The 15,926-nt window shown below is 66.9% G+C and carries 14 protein-coding genes; 1 reads left to right on the top strand and 13 read right to left on the bottom strand.

Features of this window, described 5'->3' with window-relative positions; all coding sequences use genetic code 11:
* Positions 1 to 2 precede the first annotated feature (2 nt).
* From E8F12_RS00300 to zwf, 3 genes are read right to left on the bottom strand one after another with little or no spacing between them, the layout of a single operon-like run.
* Entirely contained in the window at positions 3 to 692 is a 690-nt protein-coding gene (locus E8F12_RS00300) for a bifunctional 4-hydroxy-2-oxoglutarate aldolase/2-dehydro-3-deoxy-phosphogluconate aldolase (RefSeq protein WP_280323284.1), read from the bottom strand.
* Between the two features lie 16 nt (positions 693 to 708).
* On the bottom strand, positions 709 to 1,422 hold the full coding sequence (gene pgl, locus E8F12_RS00305; protein WP_280323285.1) for a 6-phosphogluconolactonase: 714 nt from the start codon (positions 1,420 to 1,422) through the stop codon (positions 709 to 711).
* Entirely contained in the window at positions 1,409 to 2,878 is a 1,470-nt protein-coding gene (gene zwf / locus E8F12_RS00310) for a glucose-6-phosphate dehydrogenase (protein WP_280323286.1), read from the bottom strand. Before zwf ends, pgl begins: the two co-directional genes overlap by 14 nt.
* Before the next feature lie 173 nt (positions 2,879 to 3,051).
* On the opposite strand from zwf, the gene E8F12_RS00315 reads away from it, so the two are divergent.
* Positions 3,052 to 3,912 (top strand): MurR/RpiR family transcriptional regulator, encoded by an 861-nt coding sequence (locus tag E8F12_RS00315; RefSeq protein ID WP_280323296.1) that lies wholly within the window; start codon positions 3,052 to 3,054, stop codon positions 3,910 to 3,912.
* Positions 3,913 to 4,035: 123 nt separating this feature from the next.
* On the opposite strand, the gene E8F12_RS00320 is transcribed toward E8F12_RS00315, so the two are convergent.
* The 10 genes from E8F12_RS00320 to edd all read right to left on the bottom strand — a co-directional run.
* On the bottom strand, positions 4,036 to 4,926 hold the full coding sequence (locus E8F12_RS00320) for a D-hexose-6-phosphate mutarotase (RefSeq protein ID WP_280323297.1): 891 nt from the start codon (positions 4,924 to 4,926) through the stop codon (positions 4,036 to 4,038).
* A complete protein-coding gene (locus E8F12_RS00325; protein WP_280323287.1) occupies positions 4,926 to 6,149 on the bottom strand; it encodes a carbohydrate porin in 1,224 nt (407 codons plus the stop codon). The genes E8F12_RS00320 and E8F12_RS00325 overlap by 1 nt, the downstream gene beginning before the upstream one ends.
* Before the next feature lie 125 nt (positions 6,150 to 6,274).
* The gene (gene ugpC, locus E8F12_RS00330; protein ID WP_280323288.1) at positions 6,275 to 7,423 is read right to left on the bottom strand and encodes a sn-glycerol-3-phosphate ABC transporter ATP-binding protein UgpC; all 1,149 of its coding nucleotides are present in this window, start codon (positions 7,421 to 7,423) and stop codon (positions 6,275 to 6,277) included.
* Between the two features lie 11 nt (positions 7,424 to 7,434).
* Positions 7,435 to 8,280 carry a carbohydrate ABC transporter permease gene (locus E8F12_RS00335; protein ID WP_280323289.1) on the bottom strand — a complete coding sequence of 282 codons (846 nt, stop codon included), beginning with the start codon at positions 8,278 to 8,280 and terminating at the stop codon, positions 7,435 to 7,437.
* On the bottom strand, positions 8,273 to 9,181 hold the full coding sequence (locus E8F12_RS00340; RefSeq protein WP_280323290.1) for a sugar ABC transporter permease: 909 nt from the start codon (positions 9,179 to 9,181) through the stop codon (positions 8,273 to 8,275). The genes E8F12_RS00335 and E8F12_RS00340 overlap by 8 nt, the downstream gene beginning before the upstream one ends.
* Before the next feature lie 146 nt (positions 9,182 to 9,327).
* On the bottom strand, positions 9,328 to 10,581 hold the full coding sequence (locus tag E8F12_RS00345) for an ABC transporter substrate-binding protein (RefSeq protein WP_280323291.1): 1,254 nt from the start codon (positions 10,579 to 10,581) through the stop codon (positions 9,328 to 9,330).
* Positions 10,582 to 10,856: 275 nt separating this feature from the next.
* On the bottom strand, positions 10,857 to 12,275 hold the full coding sequence (locus tag E8F12_RS00350; RefSeq protein ID WP_280323298.1) for an ATP-binding protein: 1,419 nt from the start codon (positions 12,273 to 12,275) through the stop codon (positions 10,857 to 10,859).
* Positions 12,276 to 12,288: 13 nt separating this feature from the next.
* Positions 12,289 to 13,020: a response regulator gene (locus E8F12_RS00355; RefSeq protein ID WP_280323292.1), complete on the bottom strand. Its 732-nt coding sequence runs from the start codon at positions 13,018 to 13,020 to the stop codon at positions 12,289 to 12,291.
* Between the two features lie 162 nt (positions 13,021 to 13,182).
* Positions 13,183 to 14,151 carry a glucokinase gene (locus E8F12_RS00360; RefSeq protein WP_280323294.1) on the bottom strand — a complete coding sequence of 323 codons (969 nt, stop codon included), beginning with the start codon at positions 14,149 to 14,151 and terminating at the stop codon, positions 13,183 to 13,185.
* The coding region (gene edd, locus E8F12_RS00365) for a phosphogluconate dehydratase (protein WP_280323295.1) at positions 14,148 to 15,926 on the bottom strand (1,779 nt) is incomplete at its 5' end. The genes edd and E8F12_RS00360, both read right to left, overlap by 4 nt.

Below are 15,926 nucleotides of genomic sequence, written 5' to 3' on the forward strand. Positions count from 1 at the left end.
CCTCAGCCCAGCAGCGCCAGCGCCTCGGCCGAACACTCCTGGATCCGCTGCCAGTCGCCGTTGCGAATCCACTCCTTGTCCAGCATCCAGCTACCGCCCACGCACATCACATTGGCCAGGGCCATGTAGTCGCGCAGGTTGCCGGGGTTGACCCCGCCCGTGGGGCAGAAGCGGATGCCGGGGAAGGGTCCGCCGAAGGCCTTGAGCGCCTTGATGCCGCCGCAGATCTCCGCCGGGAACAGCTTGAAGCGGCGGTAGCCGAGGGCGTAGCCGAGCATGATCTCGGAGGCGCTGCTGATCCCCGGCAACAGCGGCAGCGGGCTGTAGACGCCGGCGCGCAGCAGCTCGGCGGTGCAGCCGGGCGTGACGATGAACTGCGAGCCGGCGGCTTCGGCCTCGGCCAGCATCAGCTCGTCGAGCACGGTGCCGGCGCCGACGCAGAGTTCCGGGCGCTGCTCGCGCAAGGTGCGGATGGCGGCCAGGCCGTGCTCGGAACGCAGGGTGATTTCCAGGGTGCGCAGGCCGCCGGCGGCCAGGGCATCGGCCAGCGGCAGGACGTCCTGCTCGCGCTCGATGGTGATCACCGGGAGGATGCGCGCGGCACCACAGAGAATGTCGATCAGGGCGGCCTTGTCGGCCATGCTCGGCGGGGCGTCGCGACTGGTGGCCCGGTTGCTGGGGAGACTGGTCATATACGGTCCTTCGGGCTCAGGGGCACCAGTGGATTTCCAAGGGTCGATGGAGGAAGGCGCGGATCGGCATCTCCGCCACGTCATCCCCGGCCAGGGCGTCAGCCAAGGTCGCCAGCTTCGCCTGGCCCTGCACGGCCAGGAGGGTCAGCTGGGCGCTGGCCAGCAGCGGCAAGGTCAGGGTCAGGCGCTGTCGCGGCACGCTGGGCGCCAGCATCGGCAGGCAGCGCTGCAAGCAATCGGCACGCAGGGCCTCACGCAGGTTCGGGCTCCCAGGGAAGAGCGAGGCGGTGTGGCCATCCTCGCCCATGCCCAACACCAGCACATCGATGGGCGCCAGTTCGGCCAGCGCCGCTGCGGCCAGGCGGGCCGACTCATCCACGCTCGGCGCACTCTGGTAGAGGCCGAAGAAGCGCGCCCTGGCGGCCTCCCCTTGCAGCAGATGGCGGCGCACCAACCCTTCATTGCTGTCTGGATGACTGACTGGCACCCAGCGCTCGTCAGCCAGGCTGACGGTCACCTTCGACCAGTCGAGCACCTGGCTGGACAGCCGCTCGAAAAAGGCCACCGGGCTGCGCCCGCCGGACACCACCAGCACGGCCGAGCCGCGGGAATCGATGGCCGCGCGCAGGGCGTTGGCCACGGTGATGGCCAGTTCGCCGGCCAATTGTTCGGGGCTGCCGAGGCTGAGCCCCGTGACCTGCCGCGGCAGATCGAGATTACAGATCGCCATACCAGCTCCTGCCATCACGGGTGATCAATGCAATGGAGGCCACCGGCCCCCAGGTTCCTGCCGCATAGGGCTTGGGCGCGGCGCCCTGCTGCCGCCAGCCGGCGATCAGTTGGTCGCACCACTTCCAGGCGTACTCAATCTCGTCCTTGCGCACGAAGAGGTTCTGGTTGCCCTTCATCACTTCCAGCAGCAGCCGCTCGTAGGCATCCGGAATCCGCACGCTAGGGAAGGTGTCGGAGAAGCTCAGCTGCAGCGGGCCGCTGCGCAGCTGCATGCCCTTGTCCAGCCCCTGGTCCTTGGTCATCACCTGCAGGGAAATACCCTCGTCCGGTTGCAGGCGGATAATCAGCCGGTTGCTGATCAGCGGCCGCTGCTCGGGGGCGAAGATGTAGTGCGGCGGTTCCTTGAAGTGTATGACGATCTGCGAAAGCTTCTGCGGCATGCGCTTGCCGGTACGCAGGTAGAAGGGCACGCCAGACCAGCGCCAGTTGCGAATCTCCGCGCGCAAGGCGACGAAGGTCTCGGTGTCGCTGTGGGTGTTGGCGTTGTCCTCCTCCAGGTAGCCGGGCACCGACTTGCCGAGGATGCTCCCCGCCACGTACTGGCCGCGCACCACCTGCTGGCCGAGTTGCTCCGGGGCGATGGGCGCCAGGGCTTTCAGCACTTTCACCTTCTCGTCGCGGATGCTGTCGGCGGAGAGGTCGCTGGGCGGGTCCATAGCGATCAGGCAGAGCAGCTGCAGGAGGTGGTTCTGGATCATGTCGCGCAGCTGGCCGGCCTCGTCGAAGTAGCCCCAGCGGCCCTCGATGCCCACCTGCTCGGCCACGGTGATTTCCACGTGGGAGATGTGATGCTGGTTCCACTGGGTTTCGAACAGGCTGTTGGCGAAGCGCAGGGCGATCAGGTTCTGCACCGTCTCCTTGCCCAGGTAGTGATCGATCCGGTAAGTGCGGTTCTCCGGGAAGTGCGCCGCCACCGCGTCGTTCACCGCGCGGGAGGATTCCAGGTCATGGCCGATCGGCTTTTCCAGCACCACCCGGGTGCGCTCGGCGAGCCCGGTGGCGGCCAGCCCGGCGCAGATGGCGCCGTACACCGATGCCGGAGTGGCGAAGTAGGCGATCAGCTGGGTTACCGGACCGAGCTTGTCGACCAGGCCCAGATAGGCGCCAGCCTCGCGGAAGTCCATGGACAGGTAATCGAGGCGCGCCAGGAAGCGTTGCACGGCGCCCTCCTCTACTTCCCTGGCCGGCACGTGGCGGCGCAGGTGCTCACCGATGGCGTCCAGGTGGGCGGCGGGGTCGCCGTCCTCGCGCGCCAGGGCGAGGATGCGCGTTTCGGCCGGCAGCAGGCCGGCACGATCCAGCTGGTAGAGCGCCGGGAACAGCTTGCGCAGCGCCAGGTCGCCAAGGGCCCCGAACAGGGCCAATGTGCAGGGTTCGACAAGTTGCGAGGCCATGATATTTGTTCTTCCATCAAACATGAGCTTATGAATACACCCAATTAAGCAGCCCATCAAGACAAAATGTAGTAATAAAACTACATTTACCTATACCCCAGATTCCGGCGGCCCACCCCTGATACGATAGGCCACCGATTGCAGGCCCCTTCCCAGGAACCCAAATGGACCGCGTGCACAACCTGCTGGAACAGATCCAGAACCGCCTCGACGAGCTCAACAAGGCCGAACGCAAGGTCGCCGAAGTGATACTGCGCAACCCGCAACAGGCCACCCGCTACAGCATCGCCGCACTGGCCCAGGCGGCGCAGGTCAGTGAACCGACCGTGAATCGCTTCTGCCGCTCCTTCGGCGTCAACGGCTACCCGGAACTGAAGATGCAGCTGGCCCAGAGCCTGGCCAGCGGCGCCGCCTACGTGAGCCAGGCGGTTGCGCCCGACGACGGTCCCGAGGCCTACACGCGGAAGATCTTCGGCAGCGCCATCGCCTCGCTGGACAGCGCACTGCAAAGCCTCGACCCGCAGCTGATCAGCCGCGCCGTGGACCTGATGATCCAGGCCCGGCAGATCCACTTCTTCGGCCTCGGCGCCTCGGCCTCGGTGGCCCTCGATGCCCAGCACAAATTCTTCCGCTTCAACCTCGCCGTCTCCGCCCATTCCGATGTGCTGATGCAGCGCATGCTGGCCTCGGTGGCCCACACGGGCGACCTCTTCGTGATCATTTCCTACACCGGCCGCACCCGCGAACTGGTGGAGGTGGCGCGCCTGGCGCGGCAGAACGGCGCCTCCGTGCTCGGCCTCACCGCGGCCAACTCGCCCTTGGCCAAGGCGAGCACCCTGAGCCTGGACATCCCCCTGCCGGAAGACACCGACATCTACATGCCGATGACCTCGCGCATCATCCAGCTCACGGTGCTCGACGTGCTCGCCACCGGCATGACCTTGCGCCGCGGCGTGGACTTCCAGCCGCACCTGCGCAGGATCAAGGAAAGCCTCAATGCCAGCCGCTATCCGAGTGACGAAGAGCCTTCCTGAGGCCCTGACGAAGCACGGCGCCTTGGTAGGTTGGGCTGAGCGCAGCGAAGCCCAACAATTCCTTACCTGAGACTCCGGATCGTTGGGCTTCGTCGAACTCAGCGGAGCGCCGCCCGGCCCAACCTACGAACCCACCCACGCCTCAAGGCTCAACCTCGCCTCCTCCCCCGCCACCAGTTCCAGGCCGTCCTCCCCACAGGCCGCGCCCTGCACGGCGAGAAATCCCAAGCTTTCCGCCCAGCTCACCTCACAGAGCGGCCGGCTACCGGGATGCCAGACCACCGCATTCGGATTACCGCCGCCATCGATGCAGATGTGCCGCTGCCAGCCGGGGTCCTGAATCCGCACCCGGCCGCCCTGGCGGAACACTTTGTGGCAGCCGTCGACGATCCGCAGCTCTCCCGCCTGCCGGTACGGCTCGCGGCTGAGCAGGTCGCGCCCTTCGGCGCCATCCAGACCCAGCAGCCCGACCCGAGCCACATCGCTGACCCGCCAGTAGGCGTGCAACCCGTGGCTGAGCACGCAGGGCTCGCTGTCGCGATGACGGGTGATGAGTTGCAGGCTCATGCGCTCGCCCAGTGCGGCCTCCAGCTCCACCTGCCAGTCGTGCAGGTCGAGACGCCAGCTGAGGCGCACGCCGTCGCCGTCCGCCTCCTTGCAGATCAGCCGCCAATCGGAGAGGCGCGCCCAGCCATGATGGGGCCAGCCACCCTCGGTCGGATGGCGGCCGAACCAGGGCCAGCACACCGGCACGCCGCCGCGTATGGCACCGATCTTCGGCCAGCGCGTTGCGCACCAGAGCAGCGGGCGCTCGCCACGGGCCTGGAAGTGCAGCAACTGGCCGCCCTGGCGGCTGAACACCGCGTGGCAGCGCGGATGCTCCACCAGCAGCAGTTCGCGACCCTGCTGCTCGCTCCAGCGGAACGGCCGCCCGGCCGCCGGCCGCAACAGGCCGGCGAGGGGATGGTCCGCGCCCTCCCCCGCCTTCTCCAGCTGCGGCCTGGCGCTGCGCATCACTTCCACCAGTACTCCAGCTGCACGCCGAAGTTGGAGCCGTGCAACGCGTCACCGAAGGCGCCGGTATCGGAGAGCGCCGAGCCGGCCGCCAGTTGGCTGGCCGCACGCTGGGCCGCTTCGTTCCAACTGGCGTAGGTGTAGTAGAGGCGGATTTCCGGGCGCTCCCAGAAGCCGGGGCCGGCTGGCGACCAGGTGGGGGCGATGGTGAACTTGGTCAGCTTGCGGGTGCCGCCGGGGGCTTCCACCTGGTCGCGGCCGAGTTCCGTGACCAGCTTGAACTGCTCGGTGATGGCGTAGACCGGACGTACGCCGACGGAGAGCCAGTTCTGGTCGTCGCCGTCAGGACGGGTGTCCTTCTGGTAGACGATCTCGAACTGGCCGCCGAAGCGTGGCGTCACCTGCCAGTCGAAGAACTCCACCACGCGCCAGCTCTTGTTGGCGTTGTCCAGGGTCGGGTCGCCGGTGTAGCCCAGAGCAGTGCCCGGGCCGCGGCCGTATTGCAGGGCGAAGGTATTCACCCCGCCGAGGAATGCCTGCTGCTTGTGCTGCGCGGCCACCGCCCAGCCGCTGTGGGCGTCGGTGCTGTCGGGCTTGTCGATGTAGCTGACGCCCAGTTCGACCTCGCCGCCGGGATTGGTCTGGAAGCCGCCGACGTTGAAGTCGTGGCGGTTGATGTAGGGGTCCTGGTCGTAGTTGTCCTTGCGTGAGAAGACGTAGCTGTACTTGAGGTCGCCGATAGCCACTTCGTCGAAACCGAAGCCGGTGGCGCTCTGGTTCCAGTAGTAGTAGTCGGAGATGTGGATGTCGTTGCGCTTGTAGAAACGGCGACCGGCCCAGAAGGAGCCCCCATTCAGCGCCGGCATGTTGCTCCACTCGGCGTACATCTGGTTCATCCGCGCGAAGCCGTGGTCTCCGGTGAATTCGGGGGTATGGCCATATTCGTTGTAGAGCTGCGCCATGCCCTCGACGCTGATCACCGAGCCGTCGTCGAGCTTGAGCAGGTCCTGGCGCAGGTCCAGTTCGATGTACTGCTCGCACTCGTTGCCCAGGCGGTACTTGGATTGCGCCCCCGGCAGCTGGAAGCAGGATTGCGTGCCGCCCTCGCTGGAACCACCGGCGCCGCTACGCACGTAGCCGGTGAACTCCACCGCCTGCGCCACCCCCGAAACCGCGAAAAGCGCGCAGGGCAGTACCCACAAACCTTTGAAAGTCGTGCTCATGTCCACTCCAGATTTTTATTGTTGTGTTTCGATGGATCGTCTTATCGGGATGCCTTGCCCTGTAGGAGCGAGCTTGCTCGCGAACAGCCCGGCTCCGTGCCAGCCCTTCGCGAGCAAGCCCGCTCCTACAAGCCCATCAGTTGCGCGATCTTGGCCGGGCGCTCGAGGCCGCTGGTGTTTCCCAGGCCGCCCAGACGCTCGCCGCTTTGCGCGTCGAACAGCAGCACCTTGTCCGGGGCGAACTGCAGCTCCAGGGTTTCGCCCACCCGCGGCGCGGCATCCGGCGCCAGCCGCACGCAGACCTTGGTCTGGTTGATCTCGACGAAGGCCAGGGTGTCCGGCCCGGTGGGTTCGAGCACCTGCACCTCGGCGCGGATACCCGCCGCGGCGCCGCCTACCTGGATCTGTTCCGGGCGGATGCCGAGAATCAGCTCGCGCCCTTCCAGTTCGCTGTCGGCCTCGCCCAGCGGCAGCTCGCAGTGGCCGTCGGCGCTGTCCAGCAGGCCCACCAGGCGGCCGTCACGGCGCTGCAGGCGCAGGGGGATGAAGTTCATCGGCGGCGACCCCATGAAGCCGGCGACGAAGAGGTTGGCCGGGTCGTTGTAGATCTGTTGCGGGGTGCCGAACTGCTGGATGATGCCGTCCTTCATCACCGCTACCTTGTCGCCCAGGGTCATGGCCTCGATCTGGTCATGGGTGACGTAGACGGTGGTGGTCTTCAGCCGCTGGTGCATCAGCTTGATCTCGGTGCGCATCTCCACCCGCAGCTTCGCGTCGAGGTTCGACAGCGGCTCGTCGAACAGGTAGATCTTCGGCCGCCGCGCCAGCGCCCGGCCCATGGCGACACGCTGCTGCTGGCCACCAGAGAGCTGGCCCGGCTTGCGCTCCAGCAGGTGCTCGATCTGCAGTAGCTTGGCCACGCGGGCGACTTCGGCGTCGATCTCGGTGGCCGGCATCTTGCGGATCTTCAGGCCGAAGGCGATGTTCTCGCGCACGCTCATGGTCGGGTACAGGGCGTAGGACTGGAACACCATGGCGATGTCCCGATCCTTGGGGCTCATGCCGCTGATATCGGCGTCGTCCACCATGATCGCGCCGCCGCTGATGCTCTCCAGTCCGGCAATGCAGTTCATCAGGGTGGATTTTCCGCAACCGGACGGCCCCACCAGGATCAGGAACTCGCCGGAGTCGATGGACAGCTCGATGTTCTTCAGAGTGTCCGCCAGGCCGCTGCCATAGGACTTGTTGACGTTGCGCAGTTCGAGGGTTGCCATGGGTGCGACTCCTAGCCTTTGACGGCGCCGGCAGTGAGCCCGCGCAGGAAGTATTTGCCGGCCAGCACATAGACCAGCAGGGTGGGCAGGCCGGCGATCATCGCGGCGGCCATGTCGACGTTGTATTCCTTGGCCCCGGTGCTGGTGTTCACCAGGTTGTTCAGGGCCACGGTGATGGGCTGGCTGTCGCCGCTGGCGAACACCACGCCGAAGAGGAAGTCGTTCCAGATCTGGGTGAACTGCCAGATCAGGCAGACCATGATGGTCGGCACCGACATCGGCAGCAGGATGCGCCCGAAGATGGTGAAGAACCCCGCCCCATCCAGCCGCGCCGCACGCACCAGGGCCTCCGGGATGCTCACGTAGAAGTTGCGGAAGAACAGCGTGGTGAAGGCCAGGCCGTAGACCACGTGGACCAGCACCAGGCCGCCGGTGGTGTTGGCCAGGCCGAACTGGCCGAGGGTGAAGGAGGCCGGCAGCAGCACCACCTGGAACGGCAGGAAGCAGCCGAACAGCAGCAACCCGAAGAACAGCTGCGAGCCGCGGAAGCGCCACATCGACAGCACGTAGCCGTTCAGCGCACCGAGCAGGGTCGAGATCAGCACGGCCGGCACGGTGATCTTCACCGAGTTCCAGAAGTAGCCACCGACGCTGGCCCAGGCCTTGGCCCAGCCCACCAGCGTGAACACGTCCGGAATCGACAGCAGGTTGCCGGTGCGGATGTCGTCCGAGGTCTTGAAGCTGGTCAGCAGCATCACCACCAGCGGCACCAGGTACACGGCGCACGCCAGGATCAAGGTGGCGTAGATGGCCAGGCGGCTGAAGCTGAAGGCAGGTTTTCCGGCCAGGCTAGTCATGGCGCTTGTTCCTCAGTTCGGAGTACAGGTAGGGCACCAGGATCGCCAGCACCGCACCGAGCATGAGCATCGCGCTGGCGGCGCCGAGGCCCATCTGGCCGCGGGTGAAGGTGTGGGCGTACATGAACATCGCCGGCAGGTCGGAGGCGTAGCCGGGGCCGCCAGCGGTCATCGCCGCCACCAGGTCGAAGCTCTTGATGGCGATGTGGGCGAGGATCATCAGCGCGCTGAAGAACACCGGCCGCAGGCTCGGCAGGACGATGCGCAGGTAGATGGTCGGCAGGCTGGCGCCATCCACCTGGGCGGCGCGGATGATCGACTGGTCCACCCCGCGCAGGCCAGCGAGGAACAGCGCCATGACGAAGCCCGAGGACTGCCACACGGCGGCGATCACCAGGCAGTAGACGACCCGGTCCGGGTCCACCAGCCAGTCCAGGCGGAAGCCTTCCCAGCCCCAGTCACGCAGCAGCTTATCCAGGCCGAGGCCCGGGTTGAGCAGCCACTTCCATGCCGTGCCGGTGACGATCATCGACAGCGCCATCGGGTAGAGGTAGACGGTGCGGATGAAGCCCTCGCGACGGATTCGCTGATCCAGCAGCACCGCCAGCAGCACGCCGAGCACCAGGCTGGTGGTGATGAACAGGCCGCCGAACACCAGCAGGTTCTGGCTGGCCACCCACCAGCGATCGTTGTCCAGCAGGCGCTCGTACTGCTGCAGCCCGACCCACTTGTAGCTGGGCATGAAACGCGAGTTGGTGAAGGACAGCAGGAAGGTCCAGAGGATGTAGCCGTAGAAACCGACCAGCACGATCAGCACGCTGGGCGCCAGCACCACCTTGGGTAGCCAGCGTTGCAGCGCGTCCAGCGGTGAGGCCTTGGCGAAAACTGCGGTTGAGCTCATGAGGAATAGCTCCATGGGTGAGTGGTTCTACTCCCCTCTCCCGCCTGCGGGAGAGGGGCTGGCGAGGAGCAGCAGGAACCCCTGGCGCCTGCCGGCACCCTCGAGAACCAATTGGAATTGAAGGGGCCGCTATGCGGCCCGACCGCTTACTGCACCGCCTGGATGGCGGCGGCCAGTTGCTGCACGGCCTTCTTCGGGTCGGCGGCGGGGTCGTTGAAGAAGTTGGTCACCACGTCGAACACCGCGCCCTGCACGTAGCTGGAGGCGGCCATGCCGTGGGCCAGGCTGGGCTGCAGGCCGTCTCCCGCTGCGGCCTGCTTGAAGTCCTTCATGGACTGCTGGGCGCAGGCGTCGAAGCTCGACATGTCCTGGTCCAGGCGAACCGGTATGGAGCCCTTGTTCTGGTTGAAGAACTGCTGGAACTGCGGCTCCAGCACGGTGCGCGCCAGGTCGTTCTGCGCCTTGATGTTCGCCTCATCGCTGAGCTTGAACATCGCCAGGGAGTCGATGTTGTAGGCGAAGCTGCCCTGGGTGCCGGGGAACGGCAGGCACTGGTAATCCTTGCCCGCCACCTTGCCGGCGGCGCTCCATTCGCTCTTGGCCCAGTCACCCATGATCTGCATGCCGGCCTTGCCATTGATGACCAGGCCGGCGGCACTGTTCCAGTCGCGGCCGGCGGCGTCGGGATCGACGTAGCCGCGCAGCTTTTTCAGGGCGACGAAGACCTCGACCATCTTGTCGCTGGTGAGGGTGGCCTTGTCCTGCTCGACGAAGGCCTTGTGGTAACCCTGGGGTCCGAGGATGCTGATCACCAGGTCCTCGAACACGGTGCCGTCCTGCCAGGGCTGGCCGCCGTGGGCGAGCGGAATGAAGCCGGCCGCCTTGAGCTTGTCGGCGGCAACAAAGAATTCGTCGAGGGTGGTCGGCGGCGTGGCGCCGGCTTTCTGGAACACCTGGGGGTTGATCCACAGCCAGTTGACCCGGTGCACGTTGACCGGCACGGCCACGTAGTGACCGTCGTACTTCATGACGTCCGCCACCTGCTTCGACAGCAGGGAATCCCACTTGCCCTCGGTGGAGACCTCGTCCAGCCCGGCGAGCAGGCCCAGCTCTCCCCACTCCTGGATATCCGGCCCCTTGATCTGCGCGGCCGAGGGCGGGTTACCGGACACGGCGCGGGTCTTCAGCACAGTCATGGCGGCCTCGCCACCACCACCGGCGACAGCGAAGTCCTTCCAGCTGTGGCCTTTTTCTTCGACGAGTTTCTGCAGGGTATCGGCGGCACGCTTCTCGCCACCGGAAGTCCACCAGTGCAGGACCTCCACTTCACCGGCGAGGGAGGACAAGGGAAACAGCGAGGCGAGGGAAACGACAGCGGCCAAGCGGGAGACGGCATTCATGGGTGGGACACCTTTTTGTTTTTATGGCTGTGCAAGTCGGTGCTTGCGCTTGCCTGCAGTCTAACCACGGCGCTCAAGGCCGCGGGTAACAAAGGGATAGTGGATGGTCACGGGGTGGTTACAAAACTCGGTGCACGGAGAGGCGCCCTCTCCCCCGGCCCCTCTCCCTGAAGAGGAGAGGGGTGACTCGCGCTTGCAGGATTTTGCCAAAGCTCAACTCACGCACGGACAGCCCCCTCTCCCTTCAGGGAGAGGGTTGGGGAGAGGGCAACGGACTACCCCGCCTGCCTCGGCAACCAGAGTGTCACCCTCAGCCCACCCTCCCGCAGGTTCTGCAAACTCAGCTCCCCGCCATGACTGTGTGCCAGGTTGCGCGCGATGCCCAGGCCCAGGCCGTAACCCTGCTGGTGGCCGGCCAGGCGGAAGTGCGGCTCGAACACCTGCTCCAGCCGCTGTTCGGGCACGCCGGGACCTTCGTCATCCACATGCAGGACGAAGGCGTCGCTACTGTCTTCGATCTGCAGGTGCGCGCGTTCGCCGTACTTCAGCGCGTTGTCCACCAGGTTGCCGATGCAGCGGCGCAGGGCCAGCGGCTTGCCGGGGTAGCAGGAAAGTGCCTCACCCTCCAGGGTCACCTGGCCGGTGCCGAGGTAGGGCTCCACCAGGCCGTGCAGCAGGTGGTTGAGGTCCACCTGCTCGATGTTCTCGTGGATGTCGGTGTCCTTCACGCACTGCAAGGCGCCCTTGACCAGCAGCTCCAACTCGTCCAGGTCGCGACTGAACTTGGTCTGCATCACCTCGTCGTCCAGCAGCTCCACTCGCAGGCGCAGGCGGGTGATGGGCGTGCGCAGGTCATGGGAGATGGCGCTGAACAACTGGCTGCGTTCGCTGAGGTAGCGACTGATGCGTTCGCGCATGCTGTTGAAGGCGCGGCTCACCTCCACCACTTCGCTACCGCCGGCTTCAGGCAGCGGCTCCACCTCGGCACCCAGGGACATCTCCCGCGCTGCCGTGGCCAGGCGCTTCAGCGGCCGGCTCTGCCAGTGCACCAGCAGGCCGATGAACAACAGCAGGAAGCTGCTGGTGAGGACGATGAACCACAGCTGCTGGGTAGGCAGGCCCTGGTCTTCCAGGCTGGCATAGGGCTCGGGCATCAACGAAGCAAGGTACAGCCATTCGCTGGGACCGATCTGGATCTGCGTTACCAGGACCGGGGGATTCACCGGCTCCAGGGTCAGGGCGTAATGGGCCCAGGAACGCGGCAGCTCGTCGAGCTTCAGACCACTGTTGAAAATGCGCAGCTCGTCCGGCGCGACGAAGTGCAGGGACAGGTCCACCTGCTTGCCCAGGCGCTCGCGCAGCACCACCTCCACCTCGTCCAGCACCGCGCGCTTGCGCGGCGTTTCCGGCAACACCCGCATGTCCAGCGGCTTGTCATTGAGGGAGACGAAGAAGCGCGTGCCGCCCATGCTGCGCAGCTGATCCAGCACCATCGGGCGGTAGCCGAGCGGCAGCGAGCGGATGTAACTGACGCTGGCGGCCATGGATTGGGCCAGGCTGCGGGCGCTGGTGAGCAGGCCTTCCATCTGGCTCGCGCGCAGTTGCGACAGCCAGATGACGCTGGACAGCGCCTGGGCCAGCAGCACCACCAGCAGGGTGAGGAAGAGCATGCGCCCGAGCAGCGAACGCGGCACCAGCCGCAGGCGGCTAGGCATGGTTGTGCGGCGTGACCTGGGCCGCCAGCAGGTAGCCTGCACCGCGGACGGTGCGGATCAGCCGCGGCGCCTTGCCGGTGTCGCGCAGGCGCTGGCGCAGGCGGCTCACGGCCATGTCGACGATGCGCTCCAGCGGCAACACCTCGCGGCCGCGGGTGGCGTTGGCGATGGTGTCGCGGTCGAGGATCTGCTGCGGGTGATCGAGGAAGAGTTTCAGCAGGGCGAAGTCGGCGCCGGAGAGGATCACCTCCTCGCCGTCGAGGTGGAACAGGCGGTGACTGATCATGTCCAGGCGCCAGTCGTCGAAGGCCAGCACCTCCACCACGGCACGCTCCTGGCCGAAGCCGACACGGCGCAGCAGGGCCTTGATCCGCGCCAGCAGTTCGCGGGGGCTGAAGGGCTTGCCCAGGTAGTCGTCGGCGCCCAGCTCCAGGCCAATCACGCGGTCGGCCTCGTCAGAGCTGGCGGTGAGCATGATGATCGGCACCCGGGCCAGGCGCTGGTGCGCGCGCACCCAGCGGCACAGGCTGAAGCCATCCTCGTCGGGCAGCATCACGTCGAGTATCACCAGGTCCGCCGCCTCCTCGCCCATGGCGCGACGAAAGCCTTCGCCATCGGCGACGCTGCGCACCTGGAAACCGGCACGGCTCAGATAGGTCTCGAGCAGTTCGCGAATCTCCTGGTCGTCATCCACCAGGAGAATAGATTTTCCGGATTGGCTCACAGTGGCCTTCCTTTGTTGTTATCGGTTCACTCGATGCAGGAACTGAAAGGTAGGGTGGATGTCGCTTTTCACATCCACCAGCGCGGTCAGGCCAGCCGCCGATGGTAGATCGGTGAAGCGTGATCCACCCTACTTCAGTACGTAGGATCGGTTTCGCTCCGCTCAACCCATCCTATGAAACGCCTTCTGCTCCAGAGCGACGCCCGCCCCTTCCAGGCCGGGATATTCGGCGGTCACCAGCCATACCGGGATGCCCTCGAAATAGCCGCTCATGCAGCCCTTGCTGGCAAAGGCGCGGGCGAAGCCGCTTTTCTGGAAGAAGGCCGCAAAGCGCGGCACCACGCCGCCGACTATATACACGCCGCCACGTCCGCCAAGGGTCAGCACGTTGTTGCCGGCCACTCGGCCGAGCCAGCTGCAGAACAGCTCCAGCACCTCCTCGGCCAGCGGGTCGCCGGCCAGGGCGGCGGCGCTCACCTCGGCCGGCGAGGCCAGGCGCGGCAGGTGACCGTCCACAGCGCAAACGGCTCGATAGAGCTGGAGCAGGCCATTGCCGCTGAGCACATTCTCGGCGCTGACATGGCCCAATTGACCGTGCAGCTGCTGCCAGAGGGCCGCCTCGCGCAGGTTGCCCACCGGCAAGTCCACATGACCGCCCTCCCCCGGCAGCGCCTTCCAGCGTCCTTCGCCCAGGGGCAGCAGAGTACCGACGCCCAGGCCCGTGCCCGGCCCGATCACCACCGCCGGACTGTCCGGTTCGGCGATGCCGGGGCAGATCTGCAGGCGCTCATGGTCCTTCAGGCGGGTCATCCCCAGGGCCATGGCGGTGAAGTCGTTGACCAGCAACAGCTCGTCCACTTTGAGGGTGCGGCAGAACGCCGAACGACTGAGGCGCCAGTGGTTGTTGGTGAAGCGGAAATGCTCGCCGCTCACCGGCCCGGCCACCGCCAGGCAGGCGGCCCCCAGGCTGCCCACGGCAAGGCCGAGGCCGGCCAGGTAATGGCTGATGGCCTGTTCCGGCCCGGCGAAGTCGGCGGTGGCCAGCACCCGTACCGACTCCAGCTTCTCGTCGCGCCAGAGGGCGAAACGCGCATTGGTGCCACCGATATCTCCGACCAGCGCCAGCTTCACTTCAAGGTCTCCAGGTTACGGGTGAAGGCACTGGCGCCCTGCTCCGCCGTGCTGAACGCCTCGCGCATGAAGGCGAACAGCTCGCGGCCGGTGCCGACGTTGGCCTCCAGGTCCCAGCGTGCCGGTTCGCGGGCGGCGAACTCGGCGGCATCCACCTGCAGCTCCAGGGTCCCGGCGCGGCCGTCGACGCGGAGGATGTCACCATCGCGCACCCGCGCCAGCGGGCCGCCGTCGAAGGCTTCCGGGCAGACGTGGATCGCCGCCGGGATCTTGCCCGAGGCGCCGGACATGCGCCCGTCGGTGACCAGCGCCACCTGGTAGCCACGGTCCTGCAGCACGCCGAGGAAGGGGGTCAGCTTGTGCAGCTCGGGCATGCCGTTGCTGCGCGGGCCCTGGAAGCGCATCACCGCCACCAGGTCGCGGTCCAGTTCGCCGGCCTGGAACGCCTCGGCCAGCGCCTGCTGGTCATGGAACACCCGCACCGGCGCTTCCACCACCTGGTGCTCGGGCGCCACCGCGGAGACCTTCATCACCCCGCGGCCGAGGTTGCCGACCATCACCCGCAGGCCGCCCTCCGCCGAGAACGGGTTCGCCACCGGGCGCAGGATGCTCGCGTCGAGGCTCTGGCCGGCACCTTCGCGCCAGACCAGCCGGCCGTCCTCGAGGAACGGCTCCTGGGTGTAGCGGCGCAGGCCGCGGCCCATCACGGTGTTGACGTCCTCATGGAGCAGCCCGGCGTCGAGCAGCTCGCGCACCAGGAAGGCCACCCCGCCGGCGGCGTGGAAGTGGTTGATGTCGGCCGTGCCGTTCGGATAGACGTGGGCCAGGGTCGGCACCACCGCGGACAGCTCGGCCATGTCCTGCCAGGTCAGCTGGATGCCGGCCGCCTGGGCGATCGCCGGCAGGTGCAGGGTGTGGTTGGTGGAGCCGCCGGTGGCGTGCAGGGCCACCACCGCGTTGATCAGCACGCGCTCGTCGACGAGCTCGCCGAGCGGCAGGAACTGCCCGCTCTGTTTGGTCAGCCGGGTGACCTGGCGCGCGGTCTCCACGGTCAGCGCCTCGCGCAGCGGGGTGTTCGGGTTGACGAAGGAGGCGCCCGGCAGGTGCAGGCCCATGATCTCCATGAGCATCTGGTTGGTGTTGGCGGTGCCGTAGAAGGTGCAGGTGCCGGGGCTGTGGTAGGCCTTCATCTCGGATTCGAGCAGCTCGTCGCGGCTGGCCTTGCCCTCGGCGTAGCGCTGGCGCACCTCGGCCTTGTCCTTGTTCGACAGCCCGGACGGCATCGGCCCGGCGGGGACGAAGATCGACGGCAGGTGGCCGAAGCGCAGCGCGCCCATCAGCAGGCCGGGGACGATCTTGTCGCAGATGCCAAGGAACAGCGCGGCGTCGAACATGTTGTGCGACAGCGCCACCGCGGTGGACAGCGCAATCACCTCGCGGCTGGCGATGCCCAGCTCCATGCCCGGCTCGCCCTGGGTGACGCCGTCGCACATGGCCGGCACGCCGCCGGCCACCTGCCCCACCGAGCCGATCTCGCGCAGGGCCTGGCGCAGCTTCTCCGGGTAGTCCTCGTAGGGCTGGTGCGCCGAGAGCATGTCGTTGTAGGCGGTGACGATCGCCACGTTGGCCGAGTCCAGCAGGCGCAGGCGCTGCTTGTCGCCGCCGCCGCAGCCGGCCACCCCGTGGGCGAAGTTGGCGCACTGCAGCTTGCCGCGCTGCGGGCCGTCGCTGGCGGCCTGCTGGATCATGGCCAGGTAGCGCGCGCGGGTGGCGCG

Origin of the sequence: Pseudomonas sp. BN102 (assembly GCF_029871245.1) — a bacterium.
Classification (GTDB): domain Bacteria; phylum Pseudomonadota; class Gammaproteobacteria; order Pseudomonadales; family Pseudomonadaceae; genus Metapseudomonas.